A 24781-nucleotide genomic window follows, 5' to 3' on the forward strand; every position below is an offset into this window, starting at 1 on the left:
AACACCCATGAGCCCGGTCGATTCCTTTAGGCGGCCGGTCAGTTGTTTTAGATCGCCGCGCCCGTCAATTCCTCGTGATCCATTGCGTTGGGCGACACGCGAATATCGCTCGGCGAAATGCCGTAGCGCTTGCGGAACGCGATCGAAAAATGCGCGGGGCTGTAGCCGACGCGGTACGCGACGGTCGACACGTTCGCATCCTCCGCGCACAGCATCGCGTGCGCGGTCCGCAGCCGGTATTCCTGCAGATACGCGTACACGCTCGTGCCGAACACCTTGCGGAAGCCGGCCGTCAGCTTGCGCGAATTCATCCCGACGCGGCCCGCGAGCGCGTCGAGCGTCGGCGGGTGCTGGAGCTCGCGCGTCAGGATGTCGCTCGCCGCATACACGCGCTCGACATCCGACGACGTGACCCGCACGTCGGCCGGCGCGGACTGCCGCTGCGTGGCCAGCAACTGCGCGCTCAGCGCGGTCAGCTCGAACGCCTTCGCCTTCAGGTAGTACTCGCGCACCGCGCCCTCGAACGGGCAGGTGGCGATCTGCACGGCGAGCGCCTGCAGCGCCTTCGACGCCGGGCAACTGACGATGCGCGGATCGCCGCCCGTCGGCGCGAGCATCTTCTCCGGCAGCAGGCTCAGGTTGCGGTCGAGCGCATCGAGGCCGAGTTGCACGATCGTGTAGCGCAGCGGCACGTCGCGGTCGTAGATCTGGTGGGTCGTGAATTCGCCGTCGTTGGCGATCACGCACAGGCCCGGCCCCTTGATGCATTGCTCGGGCTGGCCCGGCACGCGGCAGCGCAACTGCCCGCTCTGCACGAGGACGAGCTTCAGCCCTTTTTCGAGCGGCTCCTCGTACCAGTCGCGGCTATCCGAGCACAGCGTGCCGCTCATGAGTTTCATGCCCGTGTCGATGTGCACCACACCCGGATGATTGCCGGGCACGAGCACCGGCGGGTGACGTCGTGACGAAGCGAAGGAGGTCGATCTCATCGGAGGTCCGTTGGTTAGGCGGCACGCGCGGACCGGCGCGCGCCGGCGGCAACCGGCCGATTGTCCGGCCGGACCGGGCGGGTGCCGCGCGACCAGCGCCCGATCGAACGAAATTGCCGCGATATCGAAAGAAACGGCGCTATCGCAGCACCTGTTACAAATGATAATACCTCTCATTTACATTTTCTGACAACTTGCCGGAACCCAAGGTCAGCGCATGCAATCCTCCCCTTCCTCCCTGGCGGCGGCCGTGCCGGCCGACGCGCCCGACTGGCCCGACGACTTCGCGCGCCGCTACCGCGACGCCGGCTACTGGCAGGACACGACGTTCTTCGACGCGCTCGATGCCTGCGCGCAGCGCCATCCCGACGCGCTCGCCGTCGTCGACGGCGCGCTGCGGCTGTGCTATCGCGATCTGCTCGCGCGCATTCGCCGCCTCGCGGGCGGCCTCGCGCGCCTCGGCCTGGTACGCGGCGACGCGGTCGTCGTCCAGTTGCCGAACGGCGCGCGTTTCATCGAGACGTGCTTCGCGCTGTTCCAGCTCGGCGTGCGGCCGGTGCTCGCGCTGCCCGCGCACCGTCACTACGAGATCGGCGCGTTCTGCCGCTTCGCCGGCGCGCGCGCTTATCTCGGCGCGTCGCAGCTCGGCGATTTCGACTGCCGGCCGCTCGCGGCCGCCTTGCAGGCCGAGTGCCCGACGCTCGAGCACATCGTGATGGCCGGCGACGACCACGCATTCACGTCGTTCGCCGCGCTGTACGACGCGGCGCCCGTGCTCGACTGCGCGGCGCGCGCCGACGATATCGCGTGCTTCCAGTTGTCAGGCGGCACGACCGGCACGCCGAAGCTGATTCCGCGCCGCCATCGCGAATACCTGTACAACGTGCGCGCATGCAGCGCCGCGAGCGGGTTCGATGCCGACACCGTCTATCTGGCCGCGCTGCCGATGGCGCACAACTTCACGCTGTGCTGCCCCGGCACGATCGGCGCATTGCTCGCGGGCGGCCGGGTGGTGACGACCGCGCGGCCCGAGCCCGACCAGAGCTTCGCGCTGATTGCGCAGGAACGTGTCACGCATACCGCGCTCGTGCCGCCGCTCGCGCTGCTGTGGCTCGACGAGCAGCCGCAACGGCAGGCCGACCTGTCGAGCCTGCGCGTGCTGCAGGTCGGCGGCGCGCGGCTGATGGACCACGCGGCCGAACGCGTGACGCCCGTGCTCGGCTGCCGGTTGCAGCAGGTGTTCGGCATGGCCGAAGGGCTCATCTGCTGCACGCGGCTCGACGACGCGCCCGAACGGATCGCGCACACGCAGGGCCGCCCGGTCTCGGACGGCGACGAAGTGCGCATCGTCGACGCAACCGGCGCGCCGGTCGCGCCCGGCGAGATCGGCGAACTGCAGGTACGCGGCCCGTACACGATCCGCGGCTACTACCGGCTCGCGGCGCACGACGCGACGGCATTCACGGCCGATGGCTTCTATCGCAGCGGCGACCGCGTGCGGCGCACCGCGGACGGCGACCTGGTCGTCGAAGGCCGCGACAAGGACCAGATCAACCGAGGCGGCGAGAAAGTCTCGGCCGAGGAAGTGGAAAACCTGCTGCTCGCGCATCCGCAGGTGCACGACGCGGCGGTCGTCGCGATGCCCGATCCGATGCTCGGCGAGCGGACCTGCGCGTTCGTCGTCGCGCGCGCGCCTGCCCCGTCCCGACTCGTGCTGAAACGCTACCTGCGCGACTGCGGGCTCGCGGCCTTCAAGATCCCCGACCGCATCGAATTCATGCCGCGCTTTCCCGAAACCGGCATCGGCAAGACCAGCAAGAAATCGCTGCGCGACCTGTTGCGCCGCCAGTTGCAGGCGGCCGCATGAGCGCGCACCCGACCGATTCGAACTGGATTCGCGAGTTACGGCTGTCGCCGTGCCCGCGTGCGCAGCTCGTCTGCTTCCCGCACGCGGGCGGCACCGCGAATTTCTTTCGCGGCTGGAGCCGTGCGCTGCCGTGGGACGTCGATCTGCTCGCGCTGCAGTATCCGGGCCGCGAGGAACGCTTCGGCGAGCCGTGCCTGCCCTCGATCGAAGCGCTCGCCGGCCCCGCCGCCGACGCGCTGCAACGCTATGCGCACGCGCCGCTCGTGCTGTTCGGGCACAGCCTCGGCGCGGCGCTCGCGTACGAGGTCGCGGTACGGCTCGAGGCGCGCGGCGCCGCGCCGCTTTACGTGGCGGTGTCCGCACTGCCGCCGCCGCATCGCCAGCGCCCGTCGGATCTGCACCTGCAATCCGACGACGCGCTCGTCGGCGACGTCGCCCGGCTGTCCGGCGAGCACGCCGCGCTGCTCGCCGATCCGGAAATGCGCTCAATCTACCTGCCGATGATCCGCCACGACTACCGCGCGATCGAAACGTATCGGCGCGAGCGGCCGCCGCGCATCGATGCGCCGCTCGGCGTGATGCTGCCGCTCGCCGATACCGAGCTCGACAGCGACGAGGCGCATGCGTGGCAGGACGTCGCGGCGCGGCCGATCCGCGTCGAGACGTTCAACGGCGACCACTTCTACCTGCGACACCAATACCCGGCGGTGATCGCACATCTGGTCGAACGGATCGACCAATCCCTTCGTTACGGAAAGGAGTACACATGAAAACACCGGACGCCTGCACGGGGCTTCCCGACATTCGCGAAGCCATCGATCGTCTGGACGCCGACATCATCGACGCGCTCGGCCGGCGCATGCAGTACGTGAAAGCCGCGTCGCGCTTCAAGCCGGACGAAGCGAGCATCGCCGCGCCGGAACGGGTGGCCGCGATGCTGCCCGACCGGCGCCGCTGGGCCGAGCAGGCCGGCCTCGACGCCGACTACGTCGAGACGCTGTTCGCCCAGCTCATCGCGTGGTACATCGCGCAGCAAACGCAATACTGGCGACAACAGCGGGGGCTCGCATGAACGCCGGCCTTCCGCTGCTGCACGACACGTTCGCGCGTGCGGCCCGCCGCGCCGCCGCCACCGGCACGCCGACGCTCGCGTCGGTCTCGGTGCCGCTGCGCCCGCTCGACTTCTTCGACCTGATCGCCGCGTGGGACGACGGCGCGACGCCATGGTGCTTCCACGAAGCCGGCGATGCGTCCGTCACGCTCTACGGCTGGGACTGCGCGGCCGAACTGAGCGCCACCGGCGACACGCGCTTCGCGCAGATCGATGCGCGCTGGCGCGCCCTCGTGCGCGACGCGGTCACGGCGGGCCCGCAGCCGCCGCGGCTGGTCGGCGGCTTCCGGTTCGATGCGCAAGGCCCGCGCAGCGCGCACTGGGCATCGTTTCCCGATGCGAGCATGATGCTGGCGAAGCTGCTGATCGTGCGCGAAGGCGATGCGCACTGGGCCGTCTGCCAGCAGGTCGTCGCCGCTCACGACGATCCGGCCGCGCTCGCGCATGCGTGCCTCGCGCGGATCGAGTCGCTCGGCGCGCTTGCGCCGGCCGCGGAAGACGACGCGCCGCAACTGCTGCACACGCAGGCGCTGCAGGCCAGCGAATGGCAGCACGAAGTCCGCCGTGCGGTGGATGCGATCCACGACGGCGCGTTCGGCAAGGTCGTGCTCGCCCGCGACGTGCTCGAACAGTACGCACGGCCCGTCGCGATCGCGCCGCTGCTGCGCCGGTTGCGACGGCGCGACGCGCATGCGCACCTGTTCGCGGTCCGTCGCGACGGGGCGTGCTTCGTCGGCGCGACGCCGGAACGGCTCGCGCGTGTCGCGGCCGGCGACGTGCGCACGCATGCGCTGGCCGGTACGATCCGGCGCGGCGCCACGCCCGACGACGATCGCGCACTCGGCGCCGCGCTCATGGCGTCCGCGAAGGAACGGCTCGAGCATGCGCTCGTCGTCGACGCCATCCGTGCCGCGCTCGCGCCGCTGTCGCGTGAGCTCGACGTGCCCGATCAACCGTCGCTGCACCGGTTGCCGAAGCTTCAGCACCTGAGCACGCCGATTCGCGCGACGCTGAATGCGGAGGCGACGCTGTTGCAGGTCGTCGCGGCGCTGCACCCGACGCCGGCGGTCGCCGGCCATCCGCGCGCGCCGGCGCTCGACCATATCCGTGCGCACGAAGGCTTCGATCGCGGCTGGTATGCGGCGCCGATCGGCTGGATCGACGCGCACGGCAACGGCGATTTCATCGTCGCGCTGCGTTCGGCGTTGATCGCGGGCGGCGCGTGCCGGCTGTTCGCGGGCTGCGGCATCGTCGCCGATTCCGAGCCGGTCAGCGAATATCAGGAAACCGAACTGAAGCTGTCCGGCATGCGGGCGACGATCCGCGTGCGCGAGGCGGCGGCGGAGCGTCCGGGCCGCACGCAGGCGTCGGCTTCGTCGATGGTCGACTGATCGCGTCGACGATCAAAGCAACGGCAGCGTTTGCCGGATATGCTCGGCGAATGCTGCCGTCAGATGCGACGGCCGCTTCCGGTCGAACCTCAGCGTAATGCCCACCGCCGGCAACGGTGGCAAGCGCGGATCGCCGTGGACGATCGCGAGGTCGGCCGGCACGGCCGTCTGCGTCATCACCGCGAACGCCTGCCCCGAGCGCACCAGCGCGATCAGCCCGGCGAGACTGCTGCTCGCATACGCGACGCGGTAGTCGCGGCCGGCGCGATTCAACGCGTCGCAGGCCGCGAGGTGATCGAGCGTGTCGCGATCGGACAGCGCGAGCGGCAACGGATCGAAATGCGCGGGTTCGAGCCCCGGATAACCGATCCAGACCAGCGGCTCGCGGCGAATGACGTCGTCGGTCGCGCCGTCGTCCGGCACGGAAATCATCGCCAGATCGACCGCGCGCTTCTCCAGGTGTTCGACGAGCCGCGGCGTCGGCCCGCAGACGACTTCGACGATCGCCTGCGGATGCTGGCTCGAAAACTGCCGCAGCAGCGACGGCAGCCACACTTCGGCGTAATCATCGGGGCACCCGAACCGGATCGTCCCCGACAGCCCCGTGCCGCACAGGTCGGCCATCGCCTCGTCGTGCAGCCGCAGGATGCGCTGCGCGTGCACGAGCAGCCGCTCGCCCGGATGCGTCAGCACGACGCCACGGCCGGTGCGCTGGAACAACGGCTGGTCGACCGCTTCCTCGAGCCGCTTCATCTGCTGGCTGAGCGCGGATTGCGTGCGGCCGACGCGCGCGGCCGCGCGGCTCAGCGAGCGCACCTCGGCGATCACGATGAACGAGCGCAGCAGGTCGATGTCGAGCGAAAGCACCAAGGTATTAGCTCCTTTTCTACCTTGCATTAGGACTATTCGTTTCCATCAAACCAGACCCGCGCCTAGACTGCAAGCGATCCCTGCCCTTTTGCCGGAGCCGCCCGATGTCCCTGAACGACGATGCAACCTTCTGGCGCAACGCCAGGCAGCACCTGGTCCGCTACGGCGGCACGTTCGAACCGGTGATCATCGAGCGCGCGAAAGGCAGCTTCGTCTACGACGCCGATGGCCGCGCGATCCTCGATTTCACGTCGGGCCAGATGAGCGCGGTGCTCGGCCACAGCCATCCGGAGATCGTCTCCGTCATCGGAGAATACGCGGGCAAGCTCGACCATCTGTTCAGCGGGATGCTGTCGCGGCCGGTCGTCGATCTCGCGACGCGCCTCGCCGACCTCACGCCCGCCGGCCTCGACCGCGCGCTGCTGCTCAGCACCGGCGCGGAATCGAACGAGGCGGCGATCCGGATGGCGAAGCTCGTCACCGGCAAGTACGAGATCGTCGGCTTCGCGCAGTCGTGGCACGGGATGACGGGCGCCGCCGCGTCGGCCACGTACAGCGCCGGCCGCAAGGGCGTCGGCCCCGCGTCGGTCGGCTCGTTCGCGATTCCGGCGCCGTTCGCGTACCGGCCGCGCTTCGAGCGCAACGGTGCGTACGATCCGCTCGCCGAACTCGACTACGCGTTCGAACTGATCGACCGCCAGTCGAGCGGCAACCTCGCCGCGTTCATCGCGGAGCCGATCCTCAGTTCGGGCGGAATCATCGAATTGCCGGAAGGCTATATGGCCGCGCTCAAGCGCAAGTGCGAGGAACGCGGGATGCTGCTGATCCTCGACGAGGCGCAGACGGGCGTCGGCCGCACCGGCACGATGTTCGCGTGCCAGCGCGACGGCGTGACGCCCGACATCCTGACGCTGTCGAAGACGCTCGGCGCCGGGCTGCCGCTCGCGGCGATGGTCACGTCCGCGGCCATCGAGGAGCGCGCGCACGCGCTCGGTTACCTGTTCTACACGACGCACGTGTCCGACCCGCTGCCGGCGGCGGTCGGCCTGCGCGTGCTCGACGTCGTGCAGCGCGACGGTCTCGTCGCGCGCGCCAACACGATGGGCGAGCGGCTGCGGCGCGGCCTGCTCGACCTGATGGAGCGCTTCGACTGCATCGGCGACGTACGCGGGCGCGGGCTGCTGCTCGGCGTCGAGATCGTCAAGGATCGCCACACCAGGGAGCCGGCGGACGGGCTCGGCGCGAAGATCACGCGCGAGTGCATGAACCTCGGGCTCAGCATGAACATCGTGCAGTTGCCCGGCATGGGCGGCGTGTTCCGGATCGCGCCGCCGCTGACCGTCAGCGACGAAGAGATCGACCTCGGGCTGTCGCTGCTGGAGCAGGCGATCACGCGCGCGCTGTAACGTCCGCCGCACCCCAACTCACGCGCGCCGTCGCGCCGGCTCAACCGGCCGGTGCGACGGACTCCCGATCGATCACGCCGCTTGCGCCGCCCATGCTTCGGCGTCGGCGCCGGCCGGCAGCCGCAGCGGGCTCGACGGATCGGTCGCCGCGCGCCACACGGCTTCGGCAACATCCTGCGCATGGGTGATCGGCCCCGATGCATCGAGCATCCGCGCGACGGCCTGGCCGACGAATTCCGCATACGCTTCGTGGTCGAAGCCGTGCATGTTGGCCCGCGCGTTGTCCGCGAAACGCGTGTCGGGCGCGCGGCCCGGCAGCACCAGATGCGCGCGCACGCCGAACGGCTCGAGTTCGACCGCCATCGATTCGGTGAACGCATTCACCGCCGCCTTGCTCGCGCGGTACGCGCTGACGAGCGGCAATGCCTTCAGCGTGACGCTCGACGTGACGTTCACGACCACGCCGGCGCCGCGCGCGCGAAACTGCGGCAGCACCGCCTGCGTCACCGCGATCGTGCCGATCGTGTTGGTGTCGAACAGCGCGCGCACCGTGTCGAGCGGCGTGAGCTCGGCCGGGGCGGCCGCACCAAAGCCCGCGTTGTTGACAAGCACGTCGATCGGGCCGGCGGCCTCGATCGCGGTGCGAATGCTGTCCGCGTTCGTCACGTCGAGCGGCAGCACGCGCAAGCGCTCCGACGGCGGCAGCACGTCGTCGCCCGGCTTGCGCATCGTCGCGACGACCCGCCAGTCGCGGGCCAGGAAATGGCGCGCGATTTCGAGGCCGAAGCCGGAAGAACAGCCGGTAATCAATACGGTCTTCATGCAAACTCCTAGGGTGTGTTGAGCATGTGTCCGTACGATAGATGGCCGGAACCGTATTCGCTACAATCGAAAATCCGCTTTTCTTTTGCGAGAGTCCGGCAATGAGCGACCCGCTGACCGAAGTCGTGACGCTGCTGCAACCCGGCGCGCGGCACGCCAAGTACGTGCGCGGCGCGAGCCCGTGGGCGATCAATCGCGTGGTCGCGGGCGAGCCGTTCTACTGTGCGGTCCTCGACGGCGGGTGCCGGATCGCGATCGACGGGCACGCGCCGATCGAGCTGCTGCCCGGCGATTTCGTGCTGATTCCGGCGGCCTACGGCGTGGCGCTGTCGAGCCTCGACGCGCCGGCGCCGGGCGTCGAAACCGCGCCGCCCGTCCCGCTCGCCCCTGGCGAGTACCGGATCGGCGACCCGACCAACCCGATCGATACGCGGATGATGGTCGGCAACTGCAGTTTCGGTTCGCCCGATGCATCGCTGCTGGTGTCGTTGCTGCCCCGCTTCGTGCACGTACGCGGCGAGCCGCGGCTGACCACGCTCGTGCAACTGGTGCGCGACGAGTCGCACGCACAGCGGCCGGCCCGCGAGATCGTGCTCGCGCGCCTGCTGGAAGTGCTGCTGATCGAGGCGCTGCGGTTCACGACCGGCACCCACGCATCGCCCGGCCTCGTGCGCGGGCTCGCCGACAGCCGCCTCGCGGCCGCGCTCCGCCGGATGCACGAACGCCCCGCGCACCCGTGGACGATCGTCGAGCTCGCGAAGGAGGCCGCGTTGTCGCGCTCGACGTTCTTCGAGCGCTTCAGCCGCGCGGTCGGCGTCGCGCCAATGGAGTACCTGCTGACGTGGCGCATGGCGCTCGCGAAGGATCTGCTCCGCCGCAACGAAGGCCGCATCGCGGAAATCGCGGCGCGCGTCGGCTACCGCTCCGCGAGCACCTTCAGCGTCGCGTTCACGCGGCATGTCGGCCGGCCGCCCGCGCAATACGCGCGCGACGAACAGATAGCGATCGAACCATGAACCGCACCGCCCGCCCCCGTCGCCTCGCCGGCTGCGGATCCATCCCGTCACGCGATGACGACGTGCGAGGAACCCGATGACGACCGCGACGAACCGAACCGGCACGACCGACCACTGGCTCGTCGCGCGCCGCGATGCGGACACCGGCATCGAAAGCCTGCACGCGCATTTCACCGGCCATGCGTACGATGCGCACGACCACGACGACATGCTGGTGGGCTTCACCGAACAGGGCGTGCAGCGCTTCCAGTGCCACCGCTCGCTGCATACCAGCGTGCCGGGCCGCGCGATCCTGATCGAGCCGGGCGCGATGCACGACGGCCACGCGCCCGAAGCCGGCGGCTTCACGTACGGGATGCTGTACCTGCCGCAGGCATGGGTCGAGCGCGCCGCGCGCCGGCTCGACCTGCCGGGCCTCGGCAGCGTCGAAGCGACGTTCGGCCATACGCTCGTCGACGATCGCGGCCTCGTCGACGCGATCCGGAACGCGTTCTTCGCGATCCACGACAACGAAGGCCGGCTCGCACGCGACCAGACGCTCGACCGCTTGCTGATGCGGCTCGGCAGCCAGCTGGGCGGCCCGCTCGCGCTGGAAAGCGCCGTCGTGCCGCCCGCGATCGCGCGCGTGCGCGACCTGCTGCACGCACACATGGACGGCAACCTCGGCCTCGACGAACTCGCGAGCGTCGCCGGCATCGACCGGTTCCGGCTGACGCGGATGTTCCAGCGTGCGTTCGGCACGTCGCCGCACGCGTATCTCGTGCGCCTGCGGCTGCGTGCCGCGCGCAAGCTGCTCGCCGCCGGCCGCACGCCCGCGCAGGCGGCCGCCGACGTCGGCTTCGCCGACCAGAGCCACCTCGGCCGCTGGTTCCGCCGCGCGTACCGGATCACGCCGGCCGCGTACCGGCAACTTTGCACAAACGTTCCAGACTGATCGCGCGCGCCGGCCGATCATGAGCGCTCCAACCAGGAGCAAGCATGTTCGATACCAAAGTAGCGCTGATCGTGCGCGACGATCTCGCGGCGTGGCAGAAACTCAACGTGGTCGCGTTTCTCGCGACGGGTGTCGCGGCCGGTGCGCCGGACGCCCTCGGCGAGCCTTACGAGGATGCGGCCGGGCGCCGTTACAGCCGGATGCTGGGCCAGCCGATGCTGGTGTTCGCGGCCGACCTGAACGGCTTGCAGGCCGCGCATCGGCAGGCGCTGTCGCGCGAACTGACGATCGTGCCCTACGTGCGCGCGATGTTTTCGACCGGGCACGACGCGGCCAACCGCGCGGCGTTCCGCGCCGAGGATGCGGACAATCCCGATCTGGTCGGCCTGGCGCTGCACGGGCCGAAGAAGGCCGTCGACAAGGCGGTGAAGGGGCTGGCGCTGCATGCGTGAACGCCGGCGTACCCGACTCCCGTCGCCGGCTCAGCGATGCGCGAGCACGTTGACGAGCTTGCCGAACGGGTCGCGCACGTAAAACCGCCGTACGCCCCACGGTTCGTCGGCCGGCCCGTATTCGACGGACATGCCGGCCGCCCGAACCCGCGCGAGCGCTTCATCGACATCGTCGACCTCGATCGACAGATCGGGCGTCGGCGTGCCCGATCCGCCGTGCGACGCGAAGCTGATCTGCACGTCCATCTGCTCGGCGTTGCCGTAGGTCGCGATCCAGCCGTGGTCCATCAGCAGGTCGAGACCGAAGATCCGTTGGTAGAAGCGCCTGGCGTCGTCGATCGAGCGCGTATCGACGTTGGCGACGATCCGTTTGACTTTCATCGGGTTCCTTCACGAGTCGGGCAGTCTCGCGAAGCTACACCGGAATCGCGCGCGCAACCAGTGCGTCAGCGGCCGGCCGTCTCCATGTCCGCGCAGCGCGGCCGCGCGGGCCGCGCGCCGTGCTTGCCGGCCAGCCAGACGCCGATCGCGACGACGACGATGCCGACGTAGGTCGTCACCTCGATCCGGTCGCCGAACATCCATGCGGCCCACAGCAGCGTCACCGGCGGTTCGAGATAGACGAGCGTCGCCACGCGCGTCGCGGGCATGCGTTTGAGGAGCGCCCACAGCGACAGGTAAGCGATGAAAGTCGAGAACACCGTCAGCCACACGACCGACACCCACACGTTCGGCTGCGTCGGCACATGCAGGTCGCCGGTGACGAGCCCGCACGCCGCGAACAGCACGAGGCTCACGCAACCCTGCACGAACAGCGGCAGGAACAGCCCGTCCTCGTTGCTGCGCGCGGCCGTCAGCGCGCGGCGGCGCTGATAGATCGTCGCGATCGACAGTCCGAACGCGGACACCAGCGGCAGCAGGTACATCACGATCCCGACCGACCCGGCCGGCAGCGCATATTGCCCGCCGATCACGATGCCTACGCCGACGAACCCGACGACGAGCCCGGCCCACTGGCGCGCCCCGCTGCGCTCGCTGCCGCCGAACGACGTCATCGCCGCCGTGATGAGCGGCTGCAACGCCGCGACGATCGCGGCGATGCCCGGCGGCAGGCCATGCTGGATCGCGACGTACACACAGGCCAGATAGAGGAACTGCGACAGGAAGCCGATCACCGCGTGATAGCGGATTTTTTCGAGCGTCAGACGCGCGAGCTGGCGATTGAGGACGATCGCAAGGCACAGCGTGACGAGCAGGAACCGCCAGAACAGCAGATTGAACGCGCCGGCCGTCTCCGCGCCGAGCTTGGCGCCGATGAACCCGGAACTCCACGACAGGACGAAAACGAGTTGGAGCAGGAAAAGCTGCATGGCGCGACGGTTCTCAGAAAGTGGCCGGAGCCAGACGCTGGTCGCCCAGGTCTTCCGGCCGGATCGGTTCGAGCCCCAGGCGCAGGTACTGCAATTCGGCGTCGTCCCGAAGGGCACGCTGCAGCGCCAGCCAGTTGACGACGGTGCGCGGAATACCGTCGTCCGACGCGAGATGCCAGAACCCGTTGTCGTCCTCGCGCGTGGTCGGGCAATGAAACGACAGCACCAGCGACATGCGACGCCCGCCCTGAACCGGTTCGACGCCATGAAACAGCTTGCTGCCGTAGATCAGCAGCGCATCACCCGCGTTGTCCAGATTCGCGGTCTTGACGTGCCGGCGTTCGCGATCGTGGCGATCGAACGTCTCCGCCATCGATTCGTAGAACAGAAAGTTGCCGCCTTCGTACTCGGCGCGATCCGACAACACGATGTTCAGCACGAAACTGGTGCCGTCGGTATGCCACATGCCCAGTTGTTCCTTGCCGTCGCGCTGGTCCGTCGGATAGTAGTAATTGAACTGCGAGCGCGCATTGGCCATCGGGTACGGAATCAACGGCACGCCGGCGAGGCGCGACACCCGCAGCAGGAACGCGCGATCGTGCATCATGTCGTCGACGAACCGCGAGCGGTTCGTCACCGCACGCACGCGCTTCGAGATGATCCAGTTGCTGCTCGACGCACTGCGCTCCAGCGCGCGGCCGATCTCGCGCAACGCGTCGACCGCTTCGTCGGAAAACAAGCCGCGCAGGTGACACACCGCGTTCAGCGCATCCGAGCGCGTACCGCGCATCGGCACGTCGCGATAGCCGAGATCGTCGAGGTTGCGGCGGTAGCGTACCTCGTAGCCGTCGCGCAGGCACGCGCTGGACCAGCGCATCGGTTCCGTCGATGCGTCGAGCCTGCCGCCGACGTTCGCGCCGACGGACAGCGACGTCCGCAGCGCCAGCCTCACCCGGCCGAACCCGCGCGCAAACACCGGCAATGCATTTCCCTTGTTCATCGCGTGCCTCGCTGTCGACGTTTCGCCATTCAGCCCTTGAACTGCGCAATCTGGTACACGACGCTGCCATCCCCGCTGCGCAGCTCGTCGATCACGCGGCAATTGCCGTGGCTCAGGCGAACGTGGCGGAATTGCTCCGGCGTGTATTTCAGGCAGACGTTGGTGATCAGATGCCCGTCGGCCCCCGCTTTCGACACCGGCTGCAGCGTGACCGCCACATGGAACTGGTCGCCCAGCAGATTGAGCCGCACGATCGACACGTGATGCTTGCCGAGCGGCTCGAAACCCTGCTGCCGGCTGACGATTTCGGAGAACCGCACCATGTTCTCGTTCTGGTAGAAGTTGTAGATGGGCTCTTCGCGCCCTTCCACGAGCAACTGCATCTCCGACACGACGTAAGTCGACTTGCCGCCGAGATTGCGAATCAGCCGGCCGATCGTCACCGGCAGCTCGTTGCCTTCCTGGAATCCGAGCATCGTGATGAACGTCACGTCCTGGCCCAGGTCGATATGGTTCCACTGCACGTTCCGGTAATCGTCGGCGATGTAGTTGAAACAGCCCGGCGTTTTCAGGAACGGCATGATCGCGTGCCGCATCGCGTCTTCCGACGACTCGTTGATGTCGACGGCCGTGTAACGCAGATGGTTCGGGCCGCCGCCGCTGACCGCCTTCATCAGCTCGGTCGTCTTGACCGGCTCGGGCCCGAGCTCGATGTAATGCACATGGCGGCCGCGCGACAACGTCGCGAGCCGCTCGCTCAATGCGCCGATCGCTTCGCGTAACGACCCGTTACCGTCGCGATCCGCGCACAACGCCGGGCTTCGCACGCCCAGCTCGTTCAGGTTGCGCATCAGCGCAAAGACTTCGCGCCCCGCTTCCTGCCGCCGCACGTCATCGTCCGTGCGATGCAACGTCGAATATTTTTCGTGATTCTCGACCGTCCATACCGACTCCGCCTTCAGCTTCCTGTCCCGCACCAATGCATCTACGACAAAATCATTGATCGACATGAATCGTTCCCCGGATGCGTGCAACGCCCGACCGGCTGCCTGCCGTTGTCTGCCTGTTGACCCGAGAATATGGGATGCCCAATAATTCCGTCAATCGACATTACCTGAATCACTGATTCGGAAAAACCAAATCATGCCGCGTACCCTGGACGTCGACCTGCTGCGTACCTTCCACGCCGTCGCGAAGCTCGGCCGCTTCAAGGATGCGGCCGTTCATGTAAACCGCAGCCCGTCGTCGGTCACCGCGCAGATTCAGAAGCTGGAAGAGATGGTCGCGCAGCGGCTGTTCACGCGAAACAACCAGGCGGTCGAACTCACGCAGTTCGGCCACAAGCTGCTGAGCGACACCACCGAGTTCCTGCTGAGCCACGACCGGCTCGTCGAATCGCTGTCGCCGCAGATGCTGACCGGCAAGCTGCGGCTCGGCATCCCCGATTCCTACGCCGCGCACTTCATGGCCGAATTCCTGCCGCGCTTCGCCGCCGACCGGCCGCTGCTGGAACTGACGGTCGAAGCGCGCTCCAGCGAAGAGTTGCAGCTGCTGTTCTCGCGTGGCCAGCTCGACATCACGATCGCCGTGGTGCCGAAAGCGCTGCCGCACGCCGAACTGCTCAGCAAGACGCATCCGGTGTGGGTCGCCGCGCGCACCTTCAAGTTCAATCCCGATGCGCCGCTACCGATCGCGGTGCAACTGCAGGGCTGCCCGTACCGCGACACCGCGCTGAATGCGCTGAAGAAGGCGAAGATCGCGCACCGGATGCTGCTCGAAAGCGCCAGTTCTCCGGCGGTCGAAGCGTGTATCGCGAACGGGCTGGCGGTCGGCCTGATCGAGCACGATCGCGTGTCGGGCAACCTGACGAGCCACGTCGCCGGGATCGTGCTGCCCGATCTGCCGCCGCACCTGATCACGGTGCTGACGGACGACAGCAATCGCGCCGCGCTGCATCTGCGCGACGTACTGAAAAGCACGTTCAGGATCGGATAACGAAGACAAGGCCGGGAACCCGGCCTTGCAAGCAGAAGTGAACCGCCGGAAAAACTGCCGCCGGCCCGTTGCAGGCCGGCGGGCTTTCTCTCGTCAACCGCCGAGATACGCCTGCTTGATGCGGTCGTTCGCGAGCAGGTTCGCGCCCGTGTCGGCCAGCACCACGCGCCCCGTTTCGAGCACGTAGCCGCGGTCGGCCACACCGAGCGCCTTGTTCGCATTCTGCTCGACGAGGAACACCGTGACGCCTTCGTCGCGGATCGTGCGGATGATGTCGAAGATCTGCGCGATCACGAGCGGCGCGAGGCCGAGCGTCGGCTCGTCGAGCAGCAGCAAACGCGGCTTGCTCATCAGCGCGCGGCCGATCGCGAGCATCTGCTGCTCGCCGCCCGACATCGTGCCGGCCCGCTGCGCCGCGCGTTCCTTCAGGCGCGGAAACAGCTTGAACACGTGCTCGATGCCGTCGTCGATCTCGTGACGGCTCGCGAAGAAGCCGCCCATCTTCAGGTTCTCGAGCACCGTCAGGCTCGGGAACACGCGCCGCCCTTCCGGCGAAATCGCCATTCCCTGCCGCATGATCTGGTGCGTCGACATCGCGGTGATGTCGTTGCCCTCGAACAGCACGCGGCCCGACGACGCGCGCGGCGTGCCGCACACGGTCATCATCAGCGTCGTCTTGCCGGCGCCGTTGCTGCCGATCAGCGTGACGATCTCGCCCTTGTTCACTTCGATCGACACGCCCGCGAGCGCTTCGACCGCGCCGTAGTGCGTATGGACCTGTTCCAGCTTCAGCATCACTCTTCCCCCAGATACGCCTTGATCACGCGCGGGTCGTTGCGGACCGCTTCCGGCGTGCCGATCACGATCGGCCGGCCGTGCTCCATCACGAGGATGCGGTCGGACACGCCCATCACGAGGCTCATGTCGTGTTCGATCAGCAGCACCGACACGCCGAATTCACGGCGCAGCTTGTCGATCAGGTGCTGCAGCTCGATCTTTTCCTGCGGGTTGAGGCCCGCCGCCGGCTCGTCGAGCATCAGCAGGCGCGGCTCGGTGATCATGCAGCGCGCGATCTCCAGACGCCGCTGGTGCCCGTACGACAGCGTGCCGGCCGGCCGGTTGGCGACCGACGTCAGCCCCATCCGGTCGAGCCAGACGGCCGCGCGTTCGAGCGCTGCCTGCTCGGCATGACGATACGCGGGCGTCGCGAACAGGCCGTGCAGCAGCCCGGCCTTCACCTTGCGATGCTGCGCGACGAGCAGGTTCTCGACGACGGTCAGCGACTTGAACAGCCGGATGTTCTGGAACGTCCGCACCAGACCCTTCAACGCGATCTTGTGGCTCGGCAGCCCGCCAATCGCGTGGCCGTCGAGCACCACGTCGCCGCCGGTCGGCTTGTAGAAGCCGCCGACGCAGTTGAACACCGTGGTCTTGCCCGCGCCGTTCGGCCCGATGATCGCGAACACCTCGTCGCGGCGCACGTCGAAATCGATGCCGTCCACCGCGAGCAACCCGCCGAAGCGCATCTGCAGCCCGGCGACCTTCAACAGTTCTGCATTCGCGCTCATTGCGGCAGCTCCACGTGGGGACGGCTCGCGGGCAACAGGCCCTGCGGACGCCACATCATCATCAACACCATCACGAGACCGAAGATCAGCATCCGGTATTCGGCGAAGCCGCGCGCGACTTCCGGCAGCACGGTCAGCAGGATCGCCGCGAGAATCACGCCGAGCTGCGAGCCCATCCCGCCGAGCACGACGATCGCGAGGATCAGCGCCGATTCGATGAAGGTGAACGATTCGGGATTCACGAGGCCCTGACGCGCCGCGAAGAACGCGCCGCCGATCCCCGCGAACGCCGCGCCGAGCGTGAACGCCGACAGCTTGATGCGCGTCGGGTTGAGACCCAGCGAACGGCATGCGATCTCGTCGTCGCGCAGCGCTTCCCACGCACGGCCCATCGGCATGCGGATCAGGCGGCTCGTCACGAACAGCGTGAAGCCCACCAGCAGCAGCGCGATCAGGTACAGGAAGATCACCATGTGCTCGCCGCTGTATTCCAGCCCGATCAGTTCATGGAAGGTCTTCGCGCCTTCGACGCTCGCCGAGCGCGCCATCTCGAAGCCGAACACCGTGGGCTTCGGAATGCTCGAGATGCCGTCCGGGCCGCCGGTGAGGCTCGTCAGGTTGTTCGCGAGCAGGCGGATGATTTCGCCGAAGCCGAGCGTGACGATCGCCAGATAGTCGCCGCGCAACCGCAGCACCGGGAAGCCGAGCAGGAAGCCGAACGTCGCCGCGGCGATCGCCGCGATCGGCAGGCATTCCCAGAACGACAGCCCGAAATACTGGTTGAGCATCGCGTACGTATAGCCGCCGACCGCGTAGAACCCGACGTAGCCGAGATCCAGCAGCCCCGCGAAACCGACCACGATGTTCAGCCCGAGGCCGAGGATCACGTAGATCAGCGCGAGCGTGGCGACGTCCACCGCGCCGCGCGAACCGAAGAACGGCCACACGAGGCCGACCGCGAGCAGCACCCAGATGATCACGCGCTGCTGCCGCGCGCCCATCGTCGGCGCCGCCGGCAGCTTCACGGCCGCTTTCGCGCGCATCAGCCACGGCTTGAACAACTGGAACAGGAACACGGCCGCGACCGCGATCCACACCGGGCGCCAGTGCGGCGTCAGCACCACCTGATAGCCGTCGAGCTTCAGTTGCAGCCCGAGCACCGGAATCGTGAGGATCGCCGTCAGGATCGCGGCGGCCACGGCGTTCTTCAGCGCCTGGCCGAACGACGCGTCGGCGGCCGGGCGGCGAACGGAAATGACTTGACTCATCTGCGTCTCCCTCAAACCTTTTCGATGTCCGACTTGCCGAGCAGGCCGGTCGGGCGGAAGAGCAGGATCAGCACGAGCAGGCCGAACGCGACCACGTCCTTGTACTCGGCCGGCATGTAGCCCGCGGCGAAGGTTTCGGCGAGGCCCAGCAGCACGCCGCCGAGCATCGCGCCCGGAATGCTGCCGATCCCGCCGAGCACCGCGGCGGTGAACGCCTTGATGCCCGCGACGAAGCCGATATACGGATTCAGCTTGCCGATCGTCAGCCCGATCAGCACGCCGCCGACGGCCGCCAGCATCGCGCCGAGCACGAACGTGAACGAGATCACGCGGTTCGTGTCGATGCCGAGCAGGTTCGCCATCTTCATGTCTTCCGCGCACGCACGGCACGCACGCCCCATCCGCGAATGCGAGATGAACAGCGTGAGCGCGATCATCAGCACGATCGTCACGCAGACGATCAGCAGACGCGCATACGGAATCGTCACGTCGTAGTCGCCGCCGAGATGGATGTCGAATGCGCCGGAGATCAGCACGGGCACCGACACGTCGCGCGCGCCCTGGCCGATCTGCACGTAGTTCTGCAGGAAGATCGACATGCCGATCGCGGAGATCAGCGGCACGAGGCGCGGGCCGCCGCGCAGCGGGCGATACGCGACGCGCTCGACCGCGAAGCCGTACAGGCCGGTGACGATCACCGACACGATCAGCGCGGCGCCGAGCACGAGCGGCAGCGGATAGCCGGCGGAGATGCCGATGGCCGTCAGGGTCACGAGGCCCACGTACGCGCCGATCATGTAGATCTCGCCGTGGGCGAAGTTGATCATGCCGATGATGCCGTAGACCATCGAATAGCCGATGGCGATCAACGCATAGATCGCACCCAGCGTCAGGCCGTTGACCAGCTGCTGGGCGAATTGAGGAAAGAAGTCAGTCATGTGCGGGAAGCTCCCGTTGGCGCTGGGTCGCATGCCGTCGCCGGATCACGGCGCTCGGCCGCGCGCAACGCACGGTGTCGTCTCGGGCCGCCCGCTGGCGCGCATGGGGCAGATGCGCGGCCAATACGCACCCGCCCCGTCCGGGTTTCGGACAGGGCGGGTGCGCGGGCGGGTACTCCGTTGTTACTTGGCGGCGGTCTTCGTCGCGTCCTTGTGCCACGTGTACACGACGAACTTGAACGCCTTCAGGTCGCCCTGTGCGTCATACGCGACCTTGCCGATCGGCGTGTCGAACGTCGTCTTGTGCATGTACGCGGCCACCTTCGTCGGGTCGGTCGTCTTCGCGCCCGCGATCGAGTCGGCGATGATCTTCACCGCGGCGTACGACGGCATCTGGAACGGACCGTTCGGGTCGCGCTTCTTGTCCGCGAACGCCTTCACGAGCGCCGCGTTGGCCGGATCGGCCGAGAAGTCGGCCGGCAGCGTCACGAGCATGCCTTCCGAAGCCGGGCCGGCGATCGCCGTCACGTCCTTGTTGCCCACGCCTTCAGGCCCCATGAACGTCGCCTTCACGCCCTGCTCGCGCGCCTGGCGCATCAGCAGGCCCATTTCCGGGTGGTAGCCGCCGAAGTAGACGAAATCGACGCCTTGCGACTTCAGCTTCGTGATGATCGCCGAGTAGTCCGAATCGCCGGCGTTGATGCCTTCGAACAGCACGACCGGGATCTTCGCGGCTTCGAGGTCCTTCTTCACCGACGACGCGATGCCCTGGCCGTACGACTGCTTGTCGTGCAGGACCGCGACCTTCTTCGGCTTCACGTTGTTGATGATGTAGTGCGCGGCGGCCGGGCCTTGCTGGTCGTCACGGCCGATCGTGCGGAAAATGAAGTGGCGCTTCTTGCCTTCCGTCAGTTGCGGCGCGGTGGCCGACGGCGTGACCATCACGATGCCTTCGTTCTCGTAGATGTCCGACGCGGGAATCGTCGAACCCGAGCACACGTGACCGATCACGTACTTGATCTTCTGGCTGACGATCTTGTTGGCGACGGCGACGGCCTGCTTCGGTTCGCACGCGTCGTCCATCATCACCACTTCGAACTTGTTGCCGCCCGCACCGCCTGCCGCGTTGATCTGTTCGATCGCGGTCAGCGCGCCGGCCTTCACCATGTCGCCGTATTGGGCGACCGAGCCGCTCATCGGACCAGCGATGGCGATCTTCACGGTTTCCGCTTGCGCGGCGGCGGCGCCGGCGGCGAACAGCACGGCGGCGACGGAAATGGACGTAAGACGGGACAGCGTCATCTGGGAGCTCCTCGATGTTGTTTAGTCATACGGGCAAAGGCGGCATGACTTGCGCAATCGAACAGCACCCGGGGCGAGGACATGGGACACGCCCGAGACACATAGAAGACGGAACTCCGGCGGAATGTTGCGTAGCGGGGCCCGGCTCTTGCAGTCCCCGAAGGGGACGTCTGGTTCGGAAAGACATCGTGATGCGTCTTGCATTGCGCAAGCGTTTCGCCTGCCCCGCTTGCCAAATCGCTCGTTCGGAGGGATGGTCCGACAGCCATTGGCAAGGCAGTCGAAATTATATGGGCGTTTTTCAATCGTCTGTCAAAAATGCCTGTCGATTGAGGGAAAACACGTACGTTTTTGAGATGGGTGGGTGGCGATGGGGGCGCAACCGCGACGCGGTGACAACGTTTGCTTCGAGTGCAATCGGGTTGCTATTTTGGCAAGAAGCTGGGAGCTGGTTCCTTGCTGGGCTTGGCGTTCGGCGACGGGGATTTCCCGGGGATGCATTTTTTGGGTTGCCAAGAGCCCTGGTCGCTGGGGATCAATCGACTGATGATTGTGTTGGCACGCACCAGGACGGAGCGCTCAGTGAGGCGGCAAATATTACTGTTTATCTGCGAAACTAAACAATCTGAAAGCTTTTTGATATTTTCATGAAATAATACGAGCTCGCTTCTGCAATCCAGCCAGCCTCCCTGCAAGTCGCGTTCGCCGCGCCCCGCAGTCGCTTCAGGGCCGCTTCGACGCCCCCTCGTCGCTCAGCCGCCAGCCAGTGATCTGCCGTTTTTGTTCAATGCACATCACCTGCTTCGGATCGCCCATGAATTGCCCAGTCCGCCTCTCTTCCGCCGCCGCGATCGCGTGCGCGCTTTCTGTTTCTGCTGCCCATGCTTCGGGACGCGATACGCTGACCGATCGGTCGGCCGGTGCCAATGTGTTTCGCTCGGAGCGGCGTGCGGCTGCTCGGGATGACGGGCGCGCGGTGAGGATGAGCCGCCCACGCGTACAGTTCGCCGCGCCTGCCGAACGTAGCCCGTTCGATACGCCGGATACGCGGCCATTGCGGGTAACGAGTGATGCGCTGGTGGCGCCGCTGCCCGCTTCTTCCGGGCGTGAACCCGATTTCGTCTTGCCGCCGAACCGCGTCGCGCTCGGCGCGGGCGGGAACGATAGTCTGGGTCGCGCAGTGCCCGGGTACGAGCAGCGCGAGCAAAACTGGCATGAATACCTGCGCGCGAACGGTTCTCGGCCTGCTGGTCGTGGCGGCTCGTATGCGCCGCAGCGGCCGTACGATGCGCCGCGTGGTCCTCACGGGGCGCCGAATCCGTTCGATCCGTCGGTGCCGCAGCCAGAGACGCGGACGTTTTATGACAATGGATCGGGGACGAAGTGCACGGCTACCGGTGGTGCGAGGACGTCGCGGTCGTCTTGCGATATTGCTTGGTGAAGTGGGGTTTCGGGGTAGCGGCCGCTTACGGCTGGTCTACCCTGCCCGGCACGCTGCGCGACGTTGCGCTGCGCGGTCGCATTTCGCGGCGTTGCCTTTTACATCTGTGTGATGATCACGCCTTGAACTTTTCGGCCGCCGAGGCGACTTGGAGCGAATTGCGATCCTCAATATGAAACGGCGCAACAATGCATCGTGCGGCCCACTCGTCCATCTCGAACTTGTCCACCACCTGCAAGTACACCTTTGCACCGAAGGCATCGTCCGGAAGCGGATAGAAAATGAGGTAGTTGGCGTGCAGCACCGCGCCCTGATCAACGTTGCCCGTTCCCCATTGGCTCGAACCTTCATCGTACGGCCTCGATCGAACTACGATTTGACTATGGGAAATCAACAGGTCAATCGTTTGCATGCTTGTTCCTTGAGCTCCTGATTCAGGGGGAGCCAAGATTGAATATCAAAACTGAAGATCCACCTTTACGGCACGAGGCGCATTCTCTGGTGGATCTTCCGGCGTAAGTCGGCTAACAAACTCCTGCAACGTGTCGGTGATTTTCGTCAAGCCCGTACCGCGCGGCTGCAAGCCCGGGCCGACCTCGCTCTCATGATCCCAGAACTCAACCGATCGAGCACCTGATGGATGAATTCTGAGGCAGACTTGATTTCCACCAGGCGCTTCTCCGATCGGAATCCAATCAGCCGGAATACGGCCCTTGTACGTCTCAAACCTCTCGAGTATTGTCGATCCGTATTTGCTCGACAGTCCGTAGAGAAACTCCAAAGAATCGGTACCGTCCTGTGCTGCCCACGGTGACGGTTCATCGGAACGAAACTTGACGAGAGAATTGAACTCGATATCCCCGCCGAAATGCAGCAACAGGTTTCTATAGTCGTCCGGAAGCGGGCCAACCTCGGCCTCCAAAGAAGCTAAAAGCTGCATCTTCCTTTCCGACGACAATTCGTCAGGAGTTGCTCCGAGTTGCGAAAGTTTGTCTAGCATCGCGCCTTCCTCATATCTGCCGCAGATCCCGTGCGCGGGACATTTCCATGTAGATCAGATGGAATGAACTGAATTTCCGTCGCACTCAAATGATGGGGTGTAAGTCCCTTCTCTTTCAAGAGATTCTTGGCAGCGTTCGCACTAATTCCTTTGATACGACCAAGCTCAGCATAGACCGTTGGGAAATCGGTCCGCGTACCGTTAAGAACATCTTTCTCGAAGGTCAACGTACCCTTTGACCATGCCGAGAAGTCAGGACACCCCCCCTTGAAAGGAATCGGATCATTGCCTGTAATGGCATTTACTTTCGCATTGTCGGAATACCAGTTGCTGTTCCCAGGTTCACCGTCCCAACGGCCGTTGGTGCGCGGCAACCTATCGGCCGCCCATCCCCACGGGTCAATCCATACGATCGGATTCGATCCGTACTGGTACAAGTTCATCCCGCCAATCAGCCCGATAGGGTCCGGATTGATGAAGCGTCCGATGTCCGGATCATAGAACCTGAACGTGTTGTAGTGCAGGCCAGTCTCGCGGTCCAGATACTGCCCCTGGAAGCGCAAGTTCTGCGGTCGAGGCGCGCGGGACTGCACCGGTGCTACGGCCTGTACTTCGCCCCACGCCGGTGTGGACCGCTGCGGCGCCCGCGCAACCCACTCCTCCTGCACCGCATTGCCCCACACCTTATAGCGCGCCTGCCAAACCAGCTCGCCACCAGCGTCAGTCAGTTCCTCCGGCAGCCCGGAAACATCGTTGTGGAAGTAGTAAACCGCATCCCGTACATCCGAATCATTAGCCGCCGCCTTCCCTTGATCGATCCGGGCAAGTGGCACATAACTATTGGACTCGTACAAGTACGTCAGCGCTTCCTCGCCCTGGCGATCGTGATACGTCTCCTGCACCAACCGCATGCCGTCCCACAGGAAATCCGTACTCGCATAACTGCCGTTGAGCTTCCGGATCCGCCTGCCAAACGCGTCGTACTCGAAATGCGTCGTCGCAATTCCGAGCCGATCCTTCGTCACGACAGTCTTGAGCTGGTTCCAATCGTCGTATTCAAGCGTGAGCTCCTTAGCCGGCCCATGCCCACTCAGCTTGCGAACGAGCCTCCCATACGCGTCGTACTCGAACCGTTTGTCCTCGAACACCTTGAGCCGGTTGTGCTCGACGTAGCCGCCCGGGTGATCGCTCGACACAAGGTTGGCCGCCGCATCCCAGCGAAACACTTCCGACGGCAATCCCGGCCCTGCCGCCTGTTCGACGCGTCCCGTCGGGTCATACCGATAGCTCGTCGTGCCGTAACGCTGATCGCGCTTCTGGATCACGTCGCCTGCCGCATCGTATTGCCACTGCTTCGCAAGCAACTCGCCGCCCGCCGTACCTCGCTGCGCAGCGTGCCGCGCACGACGACCCACCGCGTCATACCCTAAAAATACTCTTTCAAAACTTCACCATCGAACGACTTATTACCTGACACCTTTTTACCCAGCAAATAATCAGTATCAAGTTCATTCAGTCCGATACCATTTTTCTTTGCAGCGAAAACGATGGTCAAAAATGGGTATGAATAGTAATTTGGATTTTCCATTACATCTCGCACCAACCCAGAATTGATCTCAACTACATTTATTACTCTCGGCAAATAAATACTCGCTACCTTTTCACATATCCATCGACACGCCGACTCAATCCCCTCTTCATCCCGCGGCAGATCAATTGCCCCACCGACATTCGGGGAAAATGATTTTACCGTTTCCATGGATGTATTCATCGCCATAACCAAACCAGTTGGTATCTTCGGCCTGTACGGAGGATTTCTGCTCACATAAAAATCCTGGAGGCCAGGAGAGTCAGCTGCAGCAGAAAGAATATATCCGTTTGCATTTCTCAGAAATCTGAATCCGATACGCCCATTACCCATACCTTCTCGGTCAACAACAATCTCGCCCCTCGATACCTTGACACCTTTTTCACTTATATTTTCCTTTAAAAAATTTTGCAGTCTTTTCTCAAATGTCTTCTTCAACTCCGCGCTCATCAA

26 protein-coding genes are annotated in these 24781 nt (G+C 65.7%); 10 read left to right on the top strand and 16 right to left on the bottom strand.

The annotated features are described in order from the left end of the window. Positions 1-47 precede the first annotated feature (47 nt). Positions 48-989: a helix-turn-helix transcriptional regulator gene (locus KU887_RS22860; RefSeq protein WP_046338026.1), complete on the bottom strand. Its 942-nt coding sequence runs from the start codon at positions 987-989 to the stop codon at positions 48-50. A 217-nt stretch (positions 990-1206) separates the two neighbouring features. On the opposite strand from KU887_RS22860, the gene KU887_RS22865 reads away from it, so the two are divergent. From KU887_RS22865 to KU887_RS22880, 4 genes are read left to right on the top strand one after another with little or no spacing between them, the layout of a single operon-like run. Beyond that, on the top strand, positions 1207-2856 hold the full coding sequence (locus KU887_RS22865) for a (2,3-dihydroxybenzoyl)adenylate synthase (RefSeq protein WP_048985049.1): 1650 nt from the start codon (positions 1207-1209) through the stop codon (positions 2854-2856). After that, positions 2853-3626, top strand: coding sequence for a thioesterase II family protein (locus tag KU887_RS22870; RefSeq protein WP_062884913.1), 774 nt, complete (start codon positions 2853-2855; stop codon positions 3624-3626). Before KU887_RS22865 ends, KU887_RS22870 begins: the two co-directional genes overlap by 4 nt. Next, positions 3623-3928: an isochorismate lyase gene (locus tag KU887_RS22875; RefSeq protein WP_006484772.1), complete on the top strand. Its 306-nt coding sequence runs from the start codon at positions 3623-3625 to the stop codon at positions 3926-3928. The genes KU887_RS22870 and KU887_RS22875 overlap by 4 nt, the downstream gene beginning before the upstream one ends. Next, a complete protein-coding gene (locus KU887_RS22880; protein ID WP_125331629.1) occupies positions 3925-5358 on the top strand; it encodes an isochorismate synthase in 1434 nt (477 codons plus the stop codon). Before KU887_RS22875 ends, KU887_RS22880 begins: the two co-directional genes overlap by 4 nt. 12 nt (positions 5359-5370) lie before the next feature. On the opposite strand, the gene KU887_RS22885 is transcribed toward KU887_RS22880, so the two are convergent. Next, entirely contained in the window at positions 5371-6255 is an 885-nt protein-coding gene (locus KU887_RS22885) for a LysR family transcriptional regulator (protein ID WP_109342754.1), read from the bottom strand. A 77-nt stretch (positions 6256-6332) separates the two neighbouring features. Here KU887_RS22885 and KU887_RS22890 point away from each other — a divergent pair, with 77 nt between their 5' ends. After that, positions 6333-7634, top strand: coding sequence for an aspartate aminotransferase family protein (locus KU887_RS22890; RefSeq protein ID WP_080322414.1), 1302 nt, complete (start codon positions 6333-6335; stop codon positions 7632-7634). Positions 7635-7706: 72 nt separating this feature from the next. Here the strand turns inward: KU887_RS22890 and KU887_RS22895 are convergent, their stop codons facing one another. Next, positions 7707-8456 (bottom strand): SDR family oxidoreductase, encoded by a 750-nt coding sequence (locus tag KU887_RS22895; protein ID WP_006498803.1) that lies wholly within the window; start codon positions 8454-8456, stop codon positions 7707-7709. 41 nt (positions 8457-8497) lie between these two features. Here KU887_RS22895 and KU887_RS22900 point away from each other — a divergent pair, with 41 nt between their 5' ends. The 3 genes from KU887_RS22900 (at position 8498) to KU887_RS22910 (ending at position 10858) form a co-directional block, all read left to right on the top strand. After that, positions 8498-9472, top strand: coding sequence for an AraC family transcriptional regulator (locus KU887_RS22900; RefSeq protein WP_006493043.1), 975 nt, complete (start codon positions 8498-8500; stop codon positions 9470-9472). A 76-nt stretch (positions 9473-9548) separates the two neighbouring features. Continuing rightward, positions 9549-10406: an AraC family transcriptional regulator gene (locus tag KU887_RS22905; RefSeq protein ID WP_006484752.1), complete on the top strand. Its 858-nt coding sequence runs from the start codon at positions 9549-9551 to the stop codon at positions 10404-10406. Between the two features lie 44 nt (positions 10407-10450). Next, entirely contained in the window at positions 10451-10858 is a 408-nt protein-coding gene (locus KU887_RS22910) for a DUF2000 domain-containing protein (RefSeq protein ID WP_006484757.1), read from the top strand. Positions 10859-10888: 30 nt separating this feature from the next. On the opposite strand, the gene KU887_RS22915 is transcribed toward KU887_RS22910, so the two are convergent. The 4 genes from KU887_RS22915 to KU887_RS22930 form a co-directional block, all read right to left on the bottom strand. Beyond that, positions 10889-11239, bottom strand: a complete 351-nt coding sequence (locus KU887_RS22915; RefSeq protein WP_006484732.1) for a VOC family protein — start codon at positions 11237-11239, stop codon at positions 10889-10891. A gap of 65 nt (positions 11240-11304) precedes the next feature. After that, positions 11305-12228, bottom strand: a complete 924-nt coding sequence (locus KU887_RS22920) for a DMT family transporter (RefSeq protein ID WP_006484773.1) — start codon at positions 12226-12228, stop codon at positions 11305-11307. 13 nt (positions 12229-12241) lie between these two features. Beyond that, on the bottom strand, positions 12242-13228 hold the full coding sequence (locus KU887_RS22925) for a 2OG-Fe(II) oxygenase (protein ID WP_258258277.1): 987 nt from the start codon (positions 13226-13228) through the stop codon (positions 12242-12244). Positions 13229-13257: 29 nt separating this feature from the next. Beyond that, positions 13258-14238, bottom strand: coding sequence for a hypothetical protein (locus KU887_RS22930; protein ID WP_258258278.1), 981 nt, complete (start codon positions 14236-14238; stop codon positions 13258-13260). Positions 14239-14371: 133 nt separating this feature from the next. Between KU887_RS22930 and KU887_RS22935 the strand changes: the two genes are divergently transcribed. Further along, the gene (locus KU887_RS22935; RefSeq protein WP_006498800.1) at positions 14372-15223 is read left to right on the top strand and encodes a LysR substrate-binding domain-containing protein; all 852 of its coding nucleotides are present in this window, start codon (positions 14372-14374) and stop codon (positions 15221-15223) included. Between the two features lie 93 nt (positions 15224-15316). Here KU887_RS22935 and KU887_RS22940 read toward each other — a convergent pair whose 3' ends face one another. The 5 genes from KU887_RS22940 to KU887_RS22960 form a co-directional block, all read right to left on the bottom strand. After that, a complete protein-coding gene (locus tag KU887_RS22940) occupies positions 15317-16018 on the bottom strand; it encodes an ABC transporter ATP-binding protein (protein ID WP_006484776.1) in 702 nt (233 codons plus the stop codon). Next, the gene (livG, locus tag KU887_RS22945) at positions 16018-16791 is read right to left on the bottom strand and encodes a high-affinity branched-chain amino acid ABC transporter ATP-binding protein LivG (RefSeq protein ID WP_006484760.1); all 774 of its coding nucleotides are present in this window, start codon (positions 16789-16791) and stop codon (positions 16018-16020) included. Before livG ends, KU887_RS22940 begins: the two co-directional genes overlap by 1 nt. Beyond that, positions 16788-18059, bottom strand: coding sequence for a high-affinity branched-chain amino acid ABC transporter permease LivM (locus KU887_RS22950; protein ID WP_006498797.1), 1272 nt, complete (start codon positions 18057-18059; stop codon positions 16788-16790). The genes livG and KU887_RS22950 overlap by 4 nt, the downstream gene beginning before the upstream one ends. 11 nt (positions 18060-18070) lie before the next feature. Beyond that, complete coding sequence (livH, locus tag KU887_RS22955) at positions 18071-18997, bottom strand: high-affinity branched-chain amino acid ABC transporter permease LivH (protein ID WP_006484734.1); 927 nt, start codon at positions 18995-18997, stop codon at positions 18071-18073. A 183-nt stretch (positions 18998-19180) separates the two neighbouring features. Beyond that, positions 19181-20299, bottom strand: a complete 1119-nt coding sequence (locus tag KU887_RS22960) for a branched-chain amino acid ABC transporter substrate-binding protein (RefSeq protein WP_006484706.1) — start codon at positions 20297-20299, stop codon at positions 19181-19183. Between the two features lie 787 nt (positions 20300-21086). Between KU887_RS22960 and KU887_RS22965 the strand changes: the two genes are divergently transcribed. Beyond that, complete coding sequence (locus KU887_RS22965) at positions 21087-21740, top strand: hypothetical protein (protein ID WP_249486113.1); 654 nt, start codon at positions 21087-21089, stop codon at positions 21738-21740. A gap of 115 nt (positions 21741-21855) precedes the next feature. Here the strand turns inward: KU887_RS22965 and comJ are convergent, their stop codons facing one another. From comJ to KU887_RS22985, 4 genes are all read right to left on the bottom strand, one after another. Next, positions 21856-22152: a competence protein ComJ gene (gene comJ, locus KU887_RS22970; RefSeq protein WP_144445999.1), complete on the bottom strand. Its 297-nt coding sequence runs from the start codon at positions 22150-22152 to the stop codon at positions 21856-21858. A 45-nt stretch (positions 22153-22197) separates the two neighbouring features. After that, positions 22198-22740, bottom strand: a complete 543-nt coding sequence (locus tag KU887_RS22975; protein ID WP_194131823.1) for an SMI1/KNR4 family protein — start codon at positions 22738-22740, stop codon at positions 22198-22200. Further along, a complete protein-coding gene (locus KU887_RS22980) occupies positions 22734-24104 on the bottom strand; it encodes an RHS repeat domain-containing protein (RefSeq protein WP_258258281.1) in 1371 nt (456 codons plus the stop codon). The genes KU887_RS22975 and KU887_RS22980 overlap by 7 nt, the downstream gene beginning before the upstream one ends. 62 nt (positions 24105-24166) lie before the next feature. Then, complete coding sequence (locus KU887_RS22985) at positions 24167-24766, bottom strand: hypothetical protein (protein WP_230391040.1); 600 nt, start codon at positions 24764-24766, stop codon at positions 24167-24169. Positions 24767-24781 lie beyond the last annotated feature (15 nt).

It is taken from the genome of Burkholderia sp. EMB26, assembly GCF_024730645.1.
Classification (GTDB): domain Bacteria; phylum Pseudomonadota; class Gammaproteobacteria; order Burkholderiales; family Burkholderiaceae; genus Burkholderia; species Burkholderia cenocepacia.